This window comes from Arthrobacter cupressi (assembly GCF_900099975.1).
Classification (GTDB): domain Bacteria; phylum Actinomycetota; class Actinomycetes; order Actinomycetales; family Micrococcaceae; genus Arthrobacter; species Arthrobacter cupressi.
This window is the reverse complement of sequence record NZ_FNEI01000001.1, coordinates 418477-436531: the sequence shown is the minus strand read 5'-3', so window position 1 is coordinate 436531 and position 18055 is coordinate 418477. Positions and strand designations below refer to the sequence as shown.

Sequence of the window (18055 nt, the reverse complement as noted above, 5' to 3'; positions counted from 1 at the left end):
CTGACTGCGGAGTGGGCGCTGAGCCGCTCACGTATCCCTCCGGCAGGATGCCCTGCCGGAGGCTTCGTTATTATTGCCTGCGAATTTGTTATTGCCTGCGTACACCTGTCCCCCTCAGGCTACTCTCACGGGACACGCACGAGGTAGTCGTCAAAGCGAACTGTCACGGGCGTATTTGTAGCCGATCCGGAGAGGTAGGCGATCAGCGCGGTGGAGCCCGCTGCCTGCAGTGTGGCGGTGCTGTCGGTCGTCGTCAGGTTCCAGCTTGCCGGCTCCGCGGCGCCGTCCCGCCAAACCCTCGCGCGGAGGGTGGTGGGGCCTGTCCCCGTGACCTGGAACCTGATCTGCACGGCGTCGCCCGCGGCCAGGGTGAGGCCCGCCACGTTGGCGGACACCAAGGTGGTTTCGGTGCCGCCCGACGTCCTGGTCAGGTAGAGGGTTGTGGCACCGTTGGCCGCGATCTTCAGCTTGGCCCGGTAGTCCTCCGTTCCCACCCGTCGGCCGGTGATGCTCACGAACGTGCCGCCGCCGTCGCCGATCTTGTCCAGGGAGGCCTTGACCTGCACATCCGTGTCCGGGGCGCTGACCCCGTTCAGGCTGGCTGAGCGGGAAGCACCCGCCGTCCCGAGCAGCATGGTTCCGACGCCGCCGGCCACGTTGTAGTTCGTGGCACCGCTGCCGATGGTCCAGGCGCCGCCGCTGTCCGCGCTGCCCCAGCCGCCGGACACTGTCCGGCCGAAGGCGTCGGCGGCCAGCGGTGCGGCGGGCGGCGGGTCGTTCACGGTCACCGGATGCGTCACCGCGTTGGTGGCGCCGTCGTCGTCCGTGACGGTCAGTGTCACCTGGTAGGTGCCTGCCGCCGCGTAAGTGTGCGACGGCGTCTGGCCGGTTCCGGTGCTCGAGTCACCGAAGGTCCAGGCGTAGCCGGTGATGCTGCCGTCGTTGTCCGAGGAACCGCCGGCGTTGAACGAGGCCGAAAGGTTGGTGACCGAGGACGTGAAGGCCGCCACCGGCGCGACGTTGGGCGTCGGGTTGCCGCCGGCCGTGGCGTTCAGCCGGTCGTAGCGCAGCACCAGCGGCACATTCGTCGTGGAACCGGAAACGTAGCTGACCAGGCCCACGCCGCCCGGAACTTCCAGGGCGTCAGTATTGTCGCTCGCGGTGAGCTGCCAGGCCGCGGGTTCAGTGGCGCTTGCCCGCCACACCTTGCCGCTGACGGCGGTGTTGTTGATGCCTTCCAGCTTCAGCCGGAGGACCAGCGGGTCGTTCGCCCCCGCGGTCAGCCCGGCGATGTTGACCGGCCCGGCAATGGTGGTTTCCACGCCGCCCACCACCCTGGTGAGGTACAGCGAGACGGCGCCGGTGCTGGCTACCTTGACCTTGGCCCGGTAGTCGTTACTGCCCACGTGCCGGCCCAGCAGGGAGGCGAAGTAGCCTCCGCCGTTGGCGACCTTGTCCGCGGACACTTCCACCCGCGCGTCGACGTCAGCCGTGGTTACGGAGTTCAGCAGGGCGCTGCGGCTCTGGCCGGCGGTGCCGACCGTCATGGCCCCGCTGCCATTGTTGACCGCGAAATTGCTGTTGCCGCCGGCGATGGTCCAGGCCCCGCCGGTGTCGGCGCTGCCCCAAGCCCCGGTGGCAGTCCGGCCGAAGTCGTCCGCAGCGAGGATCGTGTCGGCCGGCGGCTCCGTCACGGTGACGTCCTGCGTGAGGGTGCCGGTGTCGCCGTCGTCATCGGTGACGGTGAGGGTCACCGGGTAGGTGCCCGCCGCGGCATAGGAATGGTTCGGCGAGACCGTGCCGGCCGTGCCGCCGTCGCCGAAGGTCCAGGCGTAGGAGGCGATGGTGCCGTCCGGGTCGTTGGACCCGGAGCCGTTGAAAGCGACCGCGAGGTTGGTGACCGTCGAGGTGAAGGCCGCGACCGGCGGTTGGTTGGGCGGCGGCGCCGTCACGGTCACCGCGTGGGTTACGGAGTTGGTGAACCCGGTGTTGTCCGTGACCGTGAGCTGCACGTTGTAGGTGCCTCCGGCCGCGTACGTGTGCTGCGCCGTCACACCTGTGCCTGTTCCGCCGTCTCCAAAGTTCCAGGCGTAGGAGCTGATCGGCCCGTTGGCGTCCGAGGAGGTGGTGCCATCCACATTCACGGTCAGCCCGTCGGTGGTATACGTGAACCGGGCCACCGGCGGTGCCGGCGGGGCGATCACTGTGCGCCCGGACGCCACGTAGTGCGCCTGCACCCGCGAGAGCGGCAGCACGGTCGGGTAGATGGCCACCTCGTCGATCTGGCCGTTCAGGTAGCGGCTGCTGGGACGTTGGGTCCAGTTGCCGAGGTTGTCGCCGCCGATCCGCCAGTAGGCGTCGATCGGCCACGCGGTGGTGACGTCGGTCCGGCTCGCCTGCAGCACGCCGTCCACGAACAGCTGCATGCCGTTGCTTCCGAGGGTGGCCACCACGTGGTGCCACTGGTTGTTGTTGTAGCTGCCCAGCGTGCTGATGGTCTGCCGGGCGCCGCCATTCGGTTGGACGCCGAAGTAGAGCCGGCCCACATTGGACATGTAGACCACGCGGTCGTAGTCGGCCGACACACCGCTCTCCGAGTTCCCGTAGCCGATGATCTCGCCGCCGCTACCGGTGTTGGTGCGGAACCAGGCTTCGGTGCTGAAGACGTTGGGCCGCTTGGCCAGGGTGGGGTTGAAGGCCACGCCGGAGGTTGTGCCGTTGAAGGCGCCGGCGGTGTCGGTCTCGCCGATCACCGCGCCCGCGGCACCGAAGGTCACGCCGGGCATGAGCTTGAGGTCGTCCTTGCCGGCCAGGTCAACGCCGGTGCTGCCGGTCGCCTCGCCGAGGCGCCAGAAGTTGGACGGGCTGTCTGCCAGCACGGATGCCGCATAGCCGCTCGACGGCGGCGAGTCACCGCTGGCGGTGATGGTCACCGAATCGCTGCGGGCCTCGTTGCCGAAGGGATCGCGGGTGTAGACCCGGTAGCGGTATTCCTGCCCGGGGACGAGGCCGGTGTCCAGGAAGGTCATGCCGGGGCGGTCCCAGAACGTCGAGGTCTGCTGGACCGTGCTGATGACGTTGCTGTCCCGCAGCACCTGGTAGGTCAGGTTCTGGTTGTCCTGGTCCCAGTTGGCCTGCCAGCGCACGCGCACCTGGCCGGCCGCCGGGGTGGACAGGGTGGGGTTCAGGTTGGTGCCGTCCACCCGCGGCCCGCGGAGGTTCGGCGCAATGCTGCTCTTTGCGTAGCGGGTCAGGCCCTGCTGGGGCTGGTTGTTGACGATGGTGAATTCTCCGGCCATCGCCACGTAGTCCGCGTTGCTCGCCATGGTCCAGGGACCCTGGTCCTGCCCGGTGAAGGAACCGGCGTCCAGGATCGGGAACCAGTTCAACAGCTCCGGCCGGGGCGTGCCCGCGAAGTTCGTGTAGCCGTGGCTTTCCTGGGTCAGGACGCCGGTGGCCGCCTTGCTAAAGGCGAGGCCGCGGTTGAACTCCCAGGGCTGCTTTTGGGGGAAGCCGCCGGCGTTGCCGCAGTAGTGGGCGTGTCCGGCAAGGTAGAGGACGTCTCCCATCGGGGTGATCGAGTAGGTGTCACCGTGGCAGTCCTCGATCCACTTGGTGGTGTTGTCCGACCAGTTCACCGAGAACATGCCTTCCAGGGTGCTGGCGCGGCCGAAGGTGTAACCGGCCCCGTACACGTTGGTGCCGTCCGTGGCCAGGGTGGTGATGGAGCCGGTGGTGCCGCCGTTGCGGACCACGTTGTTGATGGGGAACGCCTGGTTCAGGCCAGTGTTGGTATCCACCCGGCCCAGGCCGAAGCCCGGGTTGGAGGAGCCGTTCAAGGTGGTGAAGGCGCCGCCCACCACCATGCTCGCACCGTCGGGCGCGAGGGCCAGGGCGTTGACCCGGCCGCCGGCCGCGATGGGGTTCCACGGCAGGAGGGTGGCGTTGGCTGCCGTCACCGCGGCGAGCCGGCCACGGCTGACCGAGCCGACGGCGTCGAAGAGGCCGCCGAAGTAGACCGTGTCCGCCGTCGCGACGATGGCGCGGACCGACGCCGAAGGTTTGGGCAGGAAGCTGGTGATGATGGCACCGGTGCTGGGATTCAGCGCCACGAGCCGCCATACGGTGGAGCCGTTCACGTTCGTGAAGGAGCCGCCGACGTAGAGGCGGGAGCCGTCGGGCGAAGCGGCCAGCGCAGTGACCTCGCCGTTGGTGGTGGGCGCGAAGGTGTTGATCAGGACGCCGGTGGTGAGGTTGTAAGCCAGCAGGTTGCTGCGGGCCACCCCGGTGCCGGGTGCGGCGCCAGAGGCCCTGGCTTCGGTGAAGTTGCCACCCACGTACACGGTGTTGCCGATGATTACCTGGGCCCAGGCGACCCCGTTGATCTGGGCGGTAGGCAGGCCGTCTGCGGCGACCGTCACCGGAGTCGCGGGGTCGTTGGGGTTGACGGGGGCGGTGTCCGCCCGTGCAGGGACAGTTCCCAGCACGGCTATCGATACCGCCGTCGCCGTGCTGAGCAGGGCGGCCAGGAACGCTTTCCGGAAGTTCCTGCTCCGCGGCCAGAAGCCGGTGCCATCCGGGTGATTCTTAGTGCGCATCGTTTTCCCCATCCCAGAGATTTGCGGTAGTGGTCTTTTTTTCCTGACCCGCAGCCAGGACGTCTATGTCTGCAGTCGAATACAGTCCGCGGATCCAGTGGTCGTTGCGGTGCTGGTCCACGTTGAGTTCGTTCAACGGTGTGAACTGGCTGCCGGGGATCATCGGGAAGTGCCGTGGGATCCTGTCCACCTGGCGTATTGGGATCCCGGCGCGCAGGGCCACCCAGTGCAGCCAGATATCGTCCGCGCCGGGGCAGACGTCCATGAAGAGCGTTCCCCGGTGGCGCAGTTCCCGCAGCATGGCCGGCGGGTAGATGACCCCGGAGACCCCGAGCGCGAAGTTGTTGAAGGCCGGCCGGGTGTCCCGCCGCCGCCCCCAGGCTTCGTAGTGGGTGATGCTGCCGTTGTTGACTCCGATGGTGCTCACCCAGTGCCCGTGGATCATGTCCGGGTGGGCCAGGTTGGCCTCATACAGGACCCGGAGCCAGTTGGCCGGGTAGATGATGTCGTCGTCGGCGGTCACCAGCGGGTAGCCCTCCAGCTCCGGTGCCGAGACGTACGGGAAGTATTTGGTGTGGGGACCGTAGTTGCTGCTGAGCCGGACTTCCACGCCGCGGCGGCGAAGCCGGCGCAGGGCTGCCGGTTCGGTGTCCATCAGCCGGGGGTCGTCCAGCCAGAGGATTATCCGCCGGGGCCTGATTTCGCCGCGGGCGATCGACTCCAGGGCCACGGCAACCGTGCGGATGCGTTCCCCGTAGGTGGTCATGGACACCACGACGTCGGCGGTGCCGGTGGCGCTGCTGCGCACCAGGAGGTTGCGCAGCCGCAGCATGGCCAGCCCGGTGTGGGCGCCGAAGCGCTTGGACGCCTTGCGGACCCGGCGGGCAACCTTGCGCGCGGGTTCTGGGAGGTGGGCCGGTCCGCGTTGTGCCGGCCCGGTGATGGTGCCGGTCATTGCGGGGCCTGCCCTTCAAACGCTGCGATCGGGGTGAGCGCGTCGAGGCTGAAATAGATCCGGACGTCGGCCCGCTGGTCCTTGGGCACCCCGAACACCAGCGTGCTGGAGGCGCTTGCCCCGGCGGCGACCGTCAGTGGGAACTCCGTGGCTCCGGGGCCGCTCAGCGAGCTGGCCGGGGTTTCGTCGTTGCCGTAGGTGACGGTGACGAGCGCTGTGCCGAGCTTCACCGCGGCCGTGGTGCCGTTGACGACCGTGACTTTGAAGCGGATGGCCGGCCCTGCGATCTCGCCGATGCCCCTGGCTTCCCCGTCCACAGCCTGCAGTTCCGTGATGGTCGCGGTGATTCCGCTCTTGACGGTCTTCTTCGCCGTCAGCGGCACCGCGGGCGCCACGGGCTGGGCGATCGTGGCCAGTTCCTGCTCCGTCTTGCCCTTGCGGTCCACCGGGGCGGGGTCCTTTTCGGGGGTGGTCGCCTTCGCGGTGGGTGCCGGGGCCGGTGATTCAGTTCCCGACGGCGGTGCCGCCGTAGTCGCGGTGCCGCCCGGCGTCGTGCTTCCTGTTCCGCCGGGGACGGTTGCCGCGGACGGCGCCCCCTGGCTGCCCTGCGGCGTTCCGCCGGGCATGCCGGACTGGGTGGCTGCCCAGACGACGAGGCCGGCACCGGGAAGTGCGAGCGCGGCGACCAGGAGTGCCGCGCGCAGCCGAGGCCCGGCGCGGCGGGCTGCGCCGCTTCCGGGCGCCGGCCCGGAACGTGAGGAATTCTTCATTGCTGACCCCCAGCATCCGATGGAGTTTCCGGGCCACTTTCCCGGAGGTGTCTGCCGCGCGGCGCGTCGGGGAGCACTGAGAGCTCCCGGAACCATTTGACCGACGCCAAGACCAGGAAGGCCGCCGTCGCCGCAAGAATCACGGTGTACACAGTCATGAACACCGGCACTGCCCCGTAGAGCACAAAGACCCAGCACAACAATCCGTAGTCCATGGGCACCACCAGCACGGAGCGCACCCAGGAGGGCCGGCGGGAATCGTCGGCCGATGATTCGACGCCGCGTTGCCGGCGCAGTTGTTCCGTCAGCATCATGCTGAAGAACAGGACCGCGCACACCAATGCCGCGAGCAGGGGCACCAGCAGCATGAGCTTCGGAACGGCGTCGAAGCGGTAGAGGCCCACCGCGAGGGCGAGCGGGAGCAGGGAGGTCTTGACCGCGTCCACGATGTGGTCAAGCCATTCCCCTGCCGGGGAACCGGTCCGCGTCAGCCGGGCCAGCTGCCCATCGGCGGAATCCAGGGCGTAGCCGGTGGCCAGGAGGAGGGCCACGGCCACGCCGAGCCACAGCGACGGCGGGAAGAGCATGAGCAGCGCGATCCCCGCGAAGGTGAACACGGCGCTGATCCCGGTCACGGCGTTTGGCGAAAGGCCGGCCGCAAAGGACAGGGCCGCGAGGTAGCGTCCGAGCCGCCGGTTGACGTAACGCGAGTAGGCCGGTGCGCTGCGCGCAGCCTTCTTCTGCGCGCCGCCCAGTTGGACGAGTGCGCTTCGGTACGCCGGGAATCCCCCGGCATTGAAGGCCGCCCTGACGCTCACCGCACCACCCTCGCTGTTCCGTGCTTGCTGGAACCCTGTTTGCTTGTTTGCTGCTTGACCTGCCGTCCCGCGCCGCGTTTGGCGCTGCCGCGTTTGGCGGCGAGGTCCAGGCACAGCTGCTCGTAGCCGTCTGCCACCTGGTCCCAGTCGTAGCGGCGGGCGAAGGCCCGGGCGAGCCTGCCGCGTTCGGCGAGCCCTTCCCCGCTTTCGGCGTCGTCGGCCAGCGCGGACACCTCGTCGGGGCTGCTGAAGTAGCGCCCGGCGGTGGAAAGCACCTCGCGGTTGAAGCCGACGTCGAAGGCGTTGGTCGCCGTGCCGGATCCGATCGCGCGCAGCAGGGACGGGTTGGTCCCGCCCACTGAGTGCCCGTGCCAGTAGATCCGCGCGTTGGCGTAGAGCTGGTCCAGGAGGTCCTGGTCCCACACACCGCCGACAAAACGCACGCGCTCGTCGCCCAGGGCATGGACCGACCGGGTGTACTCGTCCGAATATGGCGCCGATCCCACCACTACCAGGGGTGTCTTCGCGGCACTGCGAACGTAGCCGTCCACGATCAGGTGCACGTGGTTTTCGGGTTCGAAGCGCGCCACCACCAGGTGGTACCCGTGCCGTTCCAGGCCCAGCCCGGCCAGCTTCGCGGACTCTCCCCTGGACTGGATCGGGGCGCCGTACGCCAGGTACACGGTGTCGGCGTCGAACTTTTCCCTGTAGTAGTCCTGGATGCCGATCGCGTCGGCGATCAGCAGGTCCGAACAGCGGACCGCGAGCGCTTCCATCCGCAGGTAGTACTTCTGCCCCGCGGGACCCCACTTGGCGCGTTTCCATTCGAGCCCGTCCACGTGGGTGGCCACCGGGATGCCGGCGGCGCGGATCAGCGGCAGGAAAGGGGCGTTGGCGGCGTTGAAGACGATCGCGGCGTCGCTGCGCCGGTGCAGCTGCTGCGCCATCAGGTGCGCGACGGAAAGACCGCTATGGCTCAGGGTTTCCAGGGCCCGCTTGCGCAGTGCCGGCAGGAAAACCAGCTTCATGCCCAGGTACTCGCCCAGGTCCGCCTCCTGGCTGCCGTTGCTGTGCCGGCAGTACACGGTGACCTCGTGTCCGCGTGCAGCCAGCCGCCGGCCGATCTCCTCGATGGCCGTTTCGAAGCCGCCGTACCGGGCGGGAACGCCGCGGGTTCCCAGCATGGCGATCCGCATCATGGCCGGCTCCCTGTGTGGCGGAAGTCCTGTTGATCCCCGATCAGTTCCAAGGCGGCACGCAGGGCGGAGCTGGAGGTGTGCACGGTGTAGGGGAAGTACACCACCTCGACGCCCACTTTTCCGAAGGCTTCCTCCAGCCGCATGCCTTCGGGCGTCCCCTTCCAGTCGTCGCCCTTGAAGAACAGGTTGAAATGCAGTTGTTCCCAGACTTGGAGCTTGTCCGGCACTGTTTCGGCGTAAGCCATATCCACGTAACCGATGTTCCGTACGATCTCGATCCGTTCGGCGAGTGGAACCACGGCGGCCCGGCCGCGGACCAGTTCCAGCATTTCGTCGGACACAACGCCGGCAATCAGGTAGTCGCAGCGGCTCTTGGCGTGCTTGAGGATGTTCAGGTGGCCCACGTGGAATAGATCGAAGGCGCCGGGCGCATATCCGATTCTGAGACTCATGACGCAAACACCCCTTCCGGTGCGGCAGTCCCGCTAATAGGCACCAACCGGTTTCAGGACCACCTTGGCCGTCCGCCAAAGGATCATGATGTCGCCGGTCAGCGACCAATTTTCGACGTAGTAGAGATCGAGGCGGACGGATTCGTCCCAGTCCAGGTTCGAACGCCCGTTGATCTGCCACAGGCCTGTCATGCCCGGTTTGATCAGGAGCCGCCGTCGGGCGTGGGTTTCATAACCGTCCACCTCGCGGGGCAGCGGGGGTCGCGGCCCTACCAGGCTCATTTCGCCGCGCAGCACGTTGAGAAGCTGCGGCAGTTCGTCGAGGGAGTACTTGCGCAGCCAGCGCCCGGAGCGGGTGATCCGTGGATCTTCTTTGATCTTGAACAGCGGTCCCGCACCTTCGTTCTGGTCCGCCAGGCCGGCCAGGTCCTCTTCGGCGGTAGCCACCATCGAGCGGAACTTGTACATGAGGAACCGCTCGCTGTTGCGGCCCACCCTTTCCTGCTTGAAGAACACGGGGCCAGGGCCGTCACGCATCACAATCAGGGCGAGCACCGCGAAGAGGGGAAACAGCAGCAGCAGCGCCAGCCCGGCGACCATGATGTCCACGGCCCGCTTGAGCACATGCTTGCCGCCGGTGAACTGGGGAAGCTCCACGTGCATGAGCGGAAGCCCCTCCACCGGCCGCCAGTGGATCCGCGGCCCGGCAACGTTGGTCAGGCTCGAGGCCAGGGCAAGCCCGGCGTCGGTGCATTCGAGAGTCCAGGCCAGCTCCCGGATGGCCTTCGTACCCCCGGGCAGGGAGCCTGCCACCACCACTGAGTTCACTCCGGTGCGCTGGGCGGTTGCGGCGACTTCCTCGGCGTCGAGCCCGCACATGACCGGGATGTTCCTGTCGGAAAGCTGGAGGCGGCTGTCCGCCTCGGGCGCCGGGAGGGCCGCGCCCACCACCTCGTAGGCGGCTCCGGAGACTTTGCCGAACTGCCGGATCACGTATTCCACGTCGCCGCGCTCACCGACCACCAGGACCTTGGACAAGTAGTGGCCGAAGTGCCGCTGCCGGCTCAGCCACGCGCGCCATTGCCAGCGGCTGAGCACAAGGAGGAACGCGCCCGCGGGCATCGCAATCGCGAAATAGCTGCGGACCACGTCCACGTCCAGCACGATCATCAGGATCGCCATCCCGCCAAAAACCCTGATGGTGGCATCGAGCACCCGCTTGTATTCGTCCGAGCCGATGCCCAGCACCGTGTCGTCACGGGTGTGGTAGACCTCCAGGGCGAGCACCCAGAGCACCAGGATCACCGCGCTGACGATCAGGTAGGAGGCATCCGGTGCCGAGTTCAGGGCATCGGCCGGCTCGAAGCGCAACGTGTAGGCGGCCACCACCGTGAGCAGCACGATCGCGATGTCGGTGATGCGCAGGAAACGGCGGTACCGCTTGGCCCAGGGCGTCCCGGAATCCGCGGATGACGCCGGTGCGAGGAGCGCAGGATCCCATGACATCCGGTTGGGGAGGTGCCCCCTCAGGGACGCAGCGCCGCTCTGCCGCCAGTAGGCGGAGTGGCTAACGGTGCGCGCGTGGAAGTCGTCGATAGCGCTCATGCCGAGACCAAGTTCAGGGAGCCGGCGGCGGCTGGGGGTAGAGCCTTGGTCTCAGAAGACTCTAACGCCGCCGGCTCCGTCTTTGGGGTGCCGCCAGACCCAGGCCGGCGGCGCCAGTGAAAACCGGAAGTATACGATGAACCGGACACCCGGCCGGACACTCCGGCCGGCTGCCCCCCATCGTCAGCGCACCGCAAACTCCGGTGCGTAACCCCTGGGAGCGCCAATGCTTCCAGCACGGTGTTCGGCGACACATGATCGTCGAGTCGAGCTGGTAGCTGGCGCATCGTGAGACCCTTTGGCTGTTTTCCAGTGGCTGGAATTCAGTCAACCGTTTGGCGCGGCCCGGCACATCCGTAGCCACTACTCGACTTCGAAGGGCCTGCGGCACCCGGAATGTGGCTCAGGTACTCAGTTCAGGGCGGGATGGAAGGAGCATTACTTGGCTGTACTCGCTCCAATTAGTCAATTCACTTGAATAACCACTCGGGTGCTCTGCAAGTACTCAGTTCAGGTCTCAGGGAGGCTGAGTATCTGGCTAGAGGTTGCCTGCCGCGGACAGTTCCTCGCGGCTCCGGATGCCCAGCTTGGCGTAGCTGCGGTACAAGTGGCCCTCCACAGTGCGCACGGACACCATCAGCTTGTCCGCGATCTGCCGGTCGCTCAGGCCCGATGCCGCCAGGGCGATGATGTCCCGCTCGCGGCGCGTCAGCTGGACGGTACCCGGGTTGGGCGCCTCCGCCGCGGGCGTGCTCTTCTTCTCCCCCAGGGCGTGGTCACACGCTTCCTTGCCGGCCGCCGCCTGCCTCGCCGCCGCCCGGTCCCCGCTGCTTTCGGACAGGGACAAGGCCAGCGAGTAGCAGTCGCGGGCGAGCCGCATCTGGCCAAGCGCCCGCAGGTAATCCCCGGAGGACAGCACAGTCCGCACGTCCTTGCTTCCGCGGGCCGTGGCGAAGCGGGTCCAGGCCGATGCCCACGCGCCGCTCATCGTGCCGCCGTGTTCCACGGTGCGCTGCGCGGCGGCCGCGCTGCCAAGTTCCAGCCACAGGGACAATGCCTGGAGTTCGACGCCGGCCGGCAGCCTTCCGCACTCCCCCACCACGAGGTTCTGGAGGCTTTGGATTCCCGCGCCGTCACGGTCCAGGGCTTCCTTCGCGGCAGCGGCGAAGACCGGGGCGAGGAGGGCGTCCGGGCCGCTCCCGCCCCTGGCCGGGTCGCCGAAGCCTTCGAGCATGGCCCGCGCGCTGCCCGTCTCACCGGAGCGGACGCCGGCGTAGGCTGCCATCGCGGTTGCCGGCTCAAGGAGTTGCTGCGGGTCATTCAGCCGAAGCATCTCGACGGCGGGACGCAGCACCTTGAATGCTTCGCCGTGGTGCCCCTGGCGGAGCCGGGACAATCCCCGGAAATATTGGACGGTGCCGCCGAACGTCATCAGCCCGGCACCGGACTCCGCCTCGTAGGCGGCCAGGTACTCCTCCGCGCCGAGCCAGTCGCCGGCGTCCAGGGCCGCCGCGACCTTCCGGTACAGCACGAACTCGGGATAGAAGAACAGTTCCTCCGGATCCATGTCCGCGTAGGCTGCAGCCTGTTGCGCGAGGCCGTGGGCCTGTACCGGATCACCGCCGGCACGCAGGACATCGGCACGCAGGGCGAGCAGGAAGGCCCGTGCCGGGCCGCCGTCGTCGGGCACCGCCGCGGCGGTTTCGGGGGCTTCAAGCAGGCCCGCCAGGCCCTCGAAATCCCCGGCGAGGTCCAGGGACAGCAGCTTCGCCATCACCTCCCCGGCCTCCCGCTCCTGCGGCGCCAGGCCGGAACCCTTGCCGGTGCCGTTGCTTGATTCCAGGACGTGGTCCAACAGGGAATGCAGCAGCGCGGCGCCCCCGGTCCACTTCCGCCTGCTGGACTTGCCGTTCTCCGGGGCGCGGACCGGTTCCGAGAGGGCCTTGGCTGCTTCGGCATAGGCCTTGCCCGCTTCGGCATAGCGGCCGGCATTGAAGTGCGCCCGGGAGGCGGCCAACTGGGCGTGGGCCCTGGCCGGGCCTTCCGCCAGCAGCGTGGCGAGGGAGATCGCGGCATCGTTCTGGAACGTCCGGGCCGCGTGCACCGAGGCCCGGAGCAGCTGCCGCTCCGGAACCTTCACGCCGGATTCCAGGGACCAGGTCACCCGCCGCAGCAGTGCCGCGTCCGAGCTCGGGTGTTGTTCCAGGCGCCAAGCCAATTGCTGGTGCAGTTGCAGGCTCCGGGACGCCGAGACCATGCTCCGGATGGCTTCGGCGTAGATGGGGTGCCGGAGCCGGAGCATGTCTCCCCCGCCCGAGGCGGCCAGGAGCTGGTTCTCCACGAGGTTCTGCAGCAGGTCGACCCCGAAGTCCTCCTCCAGCGCCTCCATGCTGACGGGTTCGGCGAGGGCGATCATCGTCAGGGCGTCCCGTTCCTGGGGCGTTCTGCGCAGCAGCTGGTTCCGCACGAATCCGGTCAGGGCCGGGCCGTCGGTTGCGAGTGCGCCGTTCAGGATCCAGACCCCGTTGCGCTTGGCCAGGATCCCGGCCGCGCGGGCGTCCTCCACAAGGCAGGTAAGCAGCAACGGGTTTCCTTCGCAGGCCGCCCACAGGAACTGGACCGTGCTGGCCAGGACGGGCGCGCCGAGCAGGTTCTCGCAGACTTCGCCGACGTCGTCCCGCCCCAAGTGCCCCAGGTCGATGCGTTCGGCCATGCTGTCGTACCAAAGCTGCATCATGGGGGCCGGCAGGCCCGGGCGGGGGCGCGCCGAGGCCACCACTTTCGCCCAGTTCGCTGTGATCAGGTCCACGATCACGTTCGCGGTGGCCTCGTCCAGTTCGTGGGCGTCGTCCACCAGCAGGAGCAGCGGCTGCTTGCGGCCTTCGCGGAGGCGTTCGAACTGCGCCCAGAACGCGCGGAGGATGGCAATGTGGGAGCTCGTTGGATCTTCCGGAAGGTCCACGAGGTAGGGCGCCAGCACGCCGTAGGGAACGTTGGACAGGGACGGGCTGCCATGTACCCGCATGACGATGAATTCTTCGGACAACGCCGCGGCGATCGCCTCGGCCAGGGTGGACTTCCCTGCCCCGGCCTCGGCTACGAGGAGCACCGCCGCGGTGGACCCGCTGCGCAGGGCCTGGGTTGCCAGGTCAAGTTCGTGGGCCCGGCCGACGAGGGGCCGGGTCCGTACCGGGTTGACGTCGGCGAGGCCGCCCGGGCCTTCGCTGCTCCTGTTAAATGAGGCCAAGCAGATCACGTCGCGAGGACACACTCAGCTTGGCAAAAACCTGGTAGAGATGGCCTTCAACGGTACGGACGGAGACTCCGATGTCCTTGGCGATGTCCCGGTTGGACACACCGTGGCCGGCCATCCTGGCAATCTGCCGCTCCCGTTCGGTGAGCAGGGGCGCATTGCCCTGCGGTACGACAGGCAGTTCAACCAGCAGCTGGGAAAGCCTGTCCAGCCTGGCCTGTGCCTGGCGCAGCGTGGTGTGGTCTGAAACGGACCGGGAGTAGTCCAGGGCGAGGGCGACGCAACGCGCCTCCATCGCATCCAGTTCCAGGCTCACGGCGAGGTCCGCGGCTTCCATCATGATCCGGGGGCTGTGGGCCAGGCAGCCCTTCGCCAGCAGGGCCGACAGCCGCGCGAGCGGGCCTTGCCTGTGCCCGGCGATTTCCTCCATCAACCGGAAGTCTTCGTCCCGGCCGTTGACTGTTGCGCCCACCACGTTCAGTCCGGCGGTGGTGTAGCGGCCATGGGCGAGATCCTCACGGGCCGCGGTGATCAGCCGCTCCCGGGCTTCGGGTTCGCCCAGCCAGCGCCTTGCCATGTCGGAGCAGAACTCCCGGCCCCGGTCCGACAGGAACGATCCGGACTTTCCGGCGTCGTTCTCCATCGCCAGGTAGCTGTAAGCATTCGGCGAGTCACCCAGCTGGGCGTACGCGAAGGCGGTGGCCGCATAGGCAAGCTGCAGCAGTCCCATCACGGAGCGGTGCTCCAGCTGGGCAACTGCGGGAAGCAGGAAATCCAGGGCTTTGGCTCCGCGGCCGGCGAAGAGATTCGCCAGTCCGACGGCGAGTTCCAATGCCGCGCCCCGGTACTGCAGTTCCGACGGCGACGCGAGGGGCCCGGAGCCCAGCATGCGAAGGCAACTGCGCCACTGGCCCGCCAGCAGGTTCGCGCAGAAGGCCGTCAGGCGGAAGTAGTTGCGCAGCCCGTGCGTTTCGGGAAGGGCCTCCATCCGCTGGCCGACGAAGTCGACCAGCCGCAGCGCATCCGTTTCCCGCCCCGTGACTGAGTAGGCCTCGATGAGGATGACCGCGCAGGCCAGGCTGTGCTCAAGGTGGGATGGGTCCTGGTCCGCCGAGGCGGTTTCCAGGGCCTCGATGACGTCCTTGTAGTTTCCGAGGTAGGCGGCGTGGACGAATTCCTCCAAGTCCAGCCGGCGTTCGGCCGCTGCGAGTTCCTCCTGGACGGCCGGGCCATCGGACGCACGGTCCCGGATCGCGGCCAGGCGTTCCCGTGCTTCCTTCATGACGGCCGCTGCCTCCTCTGCCCCGCCGTGCGCCCAGCGCATGGCGTTTCCGCGGGCGGCGAAGTACGCAGCCAGCCCGCGGGCGGGCAAAGCATCGATCTGTTCCGGGGCGACGTCCTCGACCACCGTGAGGGCCTTGTCGTATTCGGCCATCAGGATCAGGGCCTCGGCCTTCCGGCATTGCCCGGCCACCCACTGGGGATCGTCCCGGCGGATTCCTTCGGCGCAGTCCAGGGCAAAGATGGGGTCGAAATGGCGGACGGCCGCGCCGGCGGCCGCCAGGGCGTGGGAAGGGCTGAGGGGCACCTGGGCGTCCTGGGACAGGGCAGCATAGCTGAGGACTTCCTGTTCGGACATATCGGCCGCATCGGGTTCGCGCCCGTCCAGCAGGGTTGCCCGCAGCTGCCTGCGGCGGGGCACTGTCAACCACGACCGCACAATATCGGCCACATACTGCTGCCGCAGGGACGTCCAGCGTTCCGGGGTGTCATCCACGGCGAGGAGCCCGGAATCCTCCATGTCGGCCAGGATCTTGGCGTCGTAAACTGCCGCGAGCCGGCCAAGCGGCACCTGGCGCGCGCAGGCCAGCATTTCGACGATCTCGCGGGCTTCGGGGCTTTCTTTGGCCCACCGTGCCCTGACGACTTCTTCCAGGCCGTGGGCGCTTTCCACCATGAGGTCGCCGCGCAGGGTCCAGACCGAATTCAGCAGCACCAGGTTGCCGGCCGCGCGCTGCTCGGCGACAAGCGACTCCAGCAGGAGCGGGTTGCCGCCGGAGGCGGTATGCAGGCGGCTGACGAGGGCGGCGGTCATCCTGTGGCCGAGCATGGTGGCGAGGACTTCGGCGGTTTGTTCATGGCCCAGGGTCTCGAGCTGGACCTCCGCCAGCCGGCCTTCCTGCAGGAACCAGTGGAAGTCCACGGGCAGGTCGCTGGGCTGCTGGGCGATGGCGATGATCCGGGCTGCACCTGTCAGCAGGATGTTCATGAGTACACCGGTACTCATTTCATCGGTTCCGCCGGGGTTGTCCAGGACCAGGATGACGTCGCGTCCGCCGGCGTCCTCCCGGATGAGCGAGGTGATTCCCTGCAGGATTCCGGTGGGCGACGCCAGGTATTTCTGCGGCAGCCTGGCGAGCATGAAGCTAAAACAGCTGTACGGAGCGCCTTCTCCCGTGGAGGCGCTCCGCAAGTGGATGACGTAGGGGTCGTTGTCGAGTGACGAAACCACCAGGCGGCCCATGGAGCTCTTTCCCACGCCCTGGGCGCCCGTGATCACAACGCCGAGTACCTCAGGCCGGCCAAGGGCGTCCTTGACCCGCGCCATCTCGCGCCCCCGCGCCGCGACGGACCACTGCATGTGGCTGCCCGTCCCGGCATCCTTCTTGCCAGGGTCGAATGCCTTCGAAGCATCGCCCCAGCGCTGCATCTCCCTTGACATCTATCTGTCCTTCAATGTCAGGTGGCGGGGGCCGAACGGTGCCCGGACGCCACTTAACGAGTAGCGTACTACCTCCTTTTCCAAGTAAGTAGAGTCTGGAAGGAGGCACTGACAGAACGAGTAGAGCGAGTAGTTCCGGTGCCGGAAATCAGTTCTTGGCCGGGTGGAACTTCTGCTGGGCCGCCAGTAGCCCGCTCGAAACCAGCATCTCGACGGCGTCCGCTGCCTCATCGAGGAGGAACGGCAGTTCCTTCTTCTCCGCGGTGGCGAAATCGCGCAGCACGAAGTCAGCGGTGTCCATCCTGCCCGGCGGCCGGCCGACCCCGACCCGGACCCGGAGGTAGTCCTTCGTGGCAAGGGCCTTGGAGATGTCGCGCAGGCCGTTGTGGCCGCCTTCGCCGCCACCGATCTTGAGCTTGACGGTGTTAAAGGGAATGTCGATTTCATCGTGGACGGCGATGACGTGATCGGCTTCGATCCCGAAGAACTTGGTCAGCGCCGAGACCGGGCCGCCGGAGACGTTCATGTAGCACATCGGCTTGGCGAGCACGAGCTTGGGCCCGCCGATCCCGATCCGCCCTTCGAGCACCTGGGCGCGGGCTTTGTGGGTCTTGAAGCCTCCCCCGATCCGGGAAGCGAGCTCGTCGAGGACCATCTGGCCCACGTTGTGCCTGTTGCTGCTGTATTGGGTGCCGGGGTTGCCGAGGCCGACGACCAACCAGGTTTCTGTCATGGACTCATCCTAGGAATCAGGGGGTGGTAGGAAAAAGAAAGTGGCCGGGACCCGTGCGGGTTCCGGCCACTTCCAAGGCATTCCTGCCCCGGCTCCGCGTTTCCGGGAGCCGGCAAGGACTACTCGGCGGCGGGAGCGGCTTCCTTAGCAGCTGCTTCTTCGCCGGCCTCTTCCTCAGCCGGGGCAGCGGCTTCGGAGAGGTTAACAACCAGGGTCTCCGGGTCGCTCAGCAGGGCAGCGCCCTTGGGCAGTTCGAGGTCGGAGGCGTGGACGTGAGCACCGGCTTCGCGGCCTTCGATGCTGACCTCGATGGCGGTGGGCAGGTGGGTGGCCTCGGCCTCGAGGGAAACCGTGGTGGCTTCCTGGTTGGCAACAACGCCGGAAGCGGCTTCGCCGACAACGTGCACGGGAACGTCAACCGTGACCTTTTCGCCCTTCTGGACGGTCAGGAGGTCGATGTGCTCGATGATCTGCTTGATCGGGTCGCGCTGGATGTCCTTGACGATGGCCAGGTGCTCTTCGCCGTTGATGTCCAGGGACAGCAGTGCGTTGGAGACGCGGACGGCCAGGGTGGTGGCGCGGCCCGGAAGGTTGACGTGCAGCGGCTCTGCGCCGTGGCCGTAGATGACGGCGGGGATCTGGCCGGCTGCGCGGGCGCGGCGGGCGTAGCCCTTGCCGAATTCGGTGCGCAGTTCTGCTGCGAGCTTCTGCTCAGACATAAGAGGCTCCTCTTGTTTGATGGCCGACGGCGCGTGGCCGGGCCAGGTGGGCGGCGGGACTCGTCCGGCCGCCCGGCGGCCGTAAGGCCGGCTTGGGAGCCCAGGACCCAGTCGATAACGGGACCGCAGGAAAGCAGTCCCCTCGCCAAGGTGACGTTCCATCCTAGCAGACCCGCCGCCGTCGGGCTTAAACGGAAGGACCCGCGGAGCAAGTCCGCGGGTCCTTCAACG

Annotated in this window: 11 protein-coding genes; all 11 read right to left on the bottom strand. The window is 67.7% G+C overall.

Translation table 11 applies throughout. The features are described 5' to 3' along the window. Positions 1–125 precede the first annotated feature (125 nt). The 11 genes from BLP88_RS01935 to BLP88_RS01885 all read right to left on the bottom strand — a co-directional run bounded on the left by BLP88_RS01935 (position 126) and on the right by BLP88_RS01885 (position 17824). Complete coding sequence (locus BLP88_RS01935) at positions 126–4598, bottom strand: PKD domain-containing protein (protein ID WP_084110702.1); 4473 nt, start codon at positions 4596–4598, stop codon at positions 126–128. After that, a complete protein-coding gene (locus BLP88_RS01930; RefSeq protein WP_074586426.1) occupies positions 4588–5553 on the bottom strand; it encodes a hypothetical protein in 966 nt (321 codons plus the stop codon). Before BLP88_RS01930 ends, BLP88_RS01935 begins: the two co-directional genes overlap by 11 nt. Then, positions 5550–6323: a hypothetical protein gene (locus tag BLP88_RS01925; protein ID WP_074586425.1), complete on the bottom strand. Its 774-nt coding sequence runs from the start codon at positions 6321–6323 to the stop codon at positions 5550–5552. Before BLP88_RS01925 ends, BLP88_RS01930 begins: the two co-directional genes overlap by 4 nt. Beyond that, positions 6320–7141 (bottom strand): CDP-alcohol phosphatidyltransferase family protein, encoded by an 822-nt coding sequence (locus BLP88_RS01920; RefSeq protein ID WP_074586424.1) that lies wholly within the window; start codon positions 7139–7141, stop codon positions 6320–6322. The genes BLP88_RS01925 and BLP88_RS01920 overlap by 4 nt, the downstream gene beginning before the upstream one ends. Further along, on the bottom strand, positions 7138–8340 hold the full coding sequence (locus tag BLP88_RS01915; protein WP_074586423.1) for a DUF1972 domain-containing protein: 1203 nt from the start codon (positions 8338–8340) through the stop codon (positions 7138–7140). Before BLP88_RS01915 ends, BLP88_RS01920 begins: the two co-directional genes overlap by 4 nt. Beyond that, the gene (locus BLP88_RS01910; RefSeq protein ID WP_074586422.1) at positions 8337–8792 is read right to left on the bottom strand and encodes an FAD synthase family protein; all 456 of its coding nucleotides are present in this window, start codon (positions 8790–8792) and stop codon (positions 8337–8339) included. The genes BLP88_RS01915 and BLP88_RS01910 overlap by 4 nt, the downstream gene beginning before the upstream one ends. A 33-nt stretch (positions 8793–8825) precedes the next feature. Further along, complete coding sequence (locus tag BLP88_RS01905) at positions 8826–10397, bottom strand: sugar transferase (protein ID WP_139163268.1); 1572 nt, start codon at positions 10395–10397, stop codon at positions 8826–8828. Between the two features lie 538 nt (positions 10398–10935). Beyond that, on the bottom strand, positions 10936–13644 hold the full coding sequence (locus tag BLP88_RS01900) for an AAA family ATPase (protein WP_074586636.1): 2709 nt from the start codon (positions 13642–13644) through the stop codon (positions 10936–10938). Beyond that, a complete protein-coding gene (locus BLP88_RS01895) occupies positions 13631–16372 on the bottom strand; it encodes a helix-turn-helix transcriptional regulator (protein WP_074586421.1) in 2742 nt (913 codons plus the stop codon). Before BLP88_RS01895 ends, BLP88_RS01900 begins: the two co-directional genes overlap by 14 nt. 148 nt (positions 16373–16520) lie before the next feature. Further along, entirely contained in the window at positions 16521–17105 is a 585-nt protein-coding gene (pth, locus tag BLP88_RS01890; RefSeq protein ID WP_074586420.1) for an aminoacyl-tRNA hydrolase, read from the bottom strand. Between the two features lie 119 nt (positions 17106–17224). Continuing rightward, positions 17225–17824 carry a 50S ribosomal protein L25/general stress protein Ctc gene (locus tag BLP88_RS01885; RefSeq protein WP_074586419.1) on the bottom strand — a complete coding sequence of 200 codons (600 nt, stop codon included), beginning with the start codon at positions 17822–17824 and terminating at the stop codon, positions 17225–17227. Between the last annotated feature and the right edge of the window lie 231 nt (positions 17825–18055).

Bases quoted from the DNA above. Each gene is read 5' to 3' on its own strand.
- BLP88_RS01925 (WP_074586425.1), bottom strand. From the start codon at position 6,323: ATGAAGAATTCCTCACGTTCCGGGCCGGCGCCCGGAAGCGGCGCAGCC.
- BLP88_RS01915 (WP_074586423.1), bottom strand. From the start codon at position 8,340: ATGATGCGGATCGCCATGCTGGGAACCCGCGGCGTTCCCGCCCGGTAC.
- pth (WP_074586420.1), bottom strand. From the start codon at position 17,105: ATGACAGAAACCTGGTTGGTCGTCGGCCTCGGCAACCCCGGCACCCAA.
- BLP88_RS01935 (WP_084110702.1), bottom strand. From the start codon at position 4,598: ATGCGCACTAAGAATCACCCGGATGGCACCGGCTTCTGGCCGCGGAGC.
- BLP88_RS01895 (WP_074586421.1), bottom strand. From the start codon at position 16,372: ATGTCAAGGGAGATGCAGCGCTGGGGCGATGCTTCGAAGGCATTCGAC.
- BLP88_RS01930 (WP_074586426.1), bottom strand. From the start codon at position 5,553: ATGACCGGCACCATCACCGGGCCGGCACAACGCGGACCGGCCCACCTC.
- BLP88_RS01905 (WP_139163268.1), bottom strand. From the start codon at position 10,397: ATGAGCGCTATCGACGACTTCCACGCGCGCACCGTTAGCCACTCCGCC.
- BLP88_RS01885 (WP_074586419.1), bottom strand. From the start codon at position 17,824: ATGTCTGAGCAGAAGCTCGCAGCAGAACTGCGCACCGAATTCGGCAAG.
- BLP88_RS01910 (WP_074586422.1), bottom strand. From the start codon at position 8,792: ATGAGTCTCAGAATCGGATATGCGCCCGGCGCCTTCGATCTATTCCAC.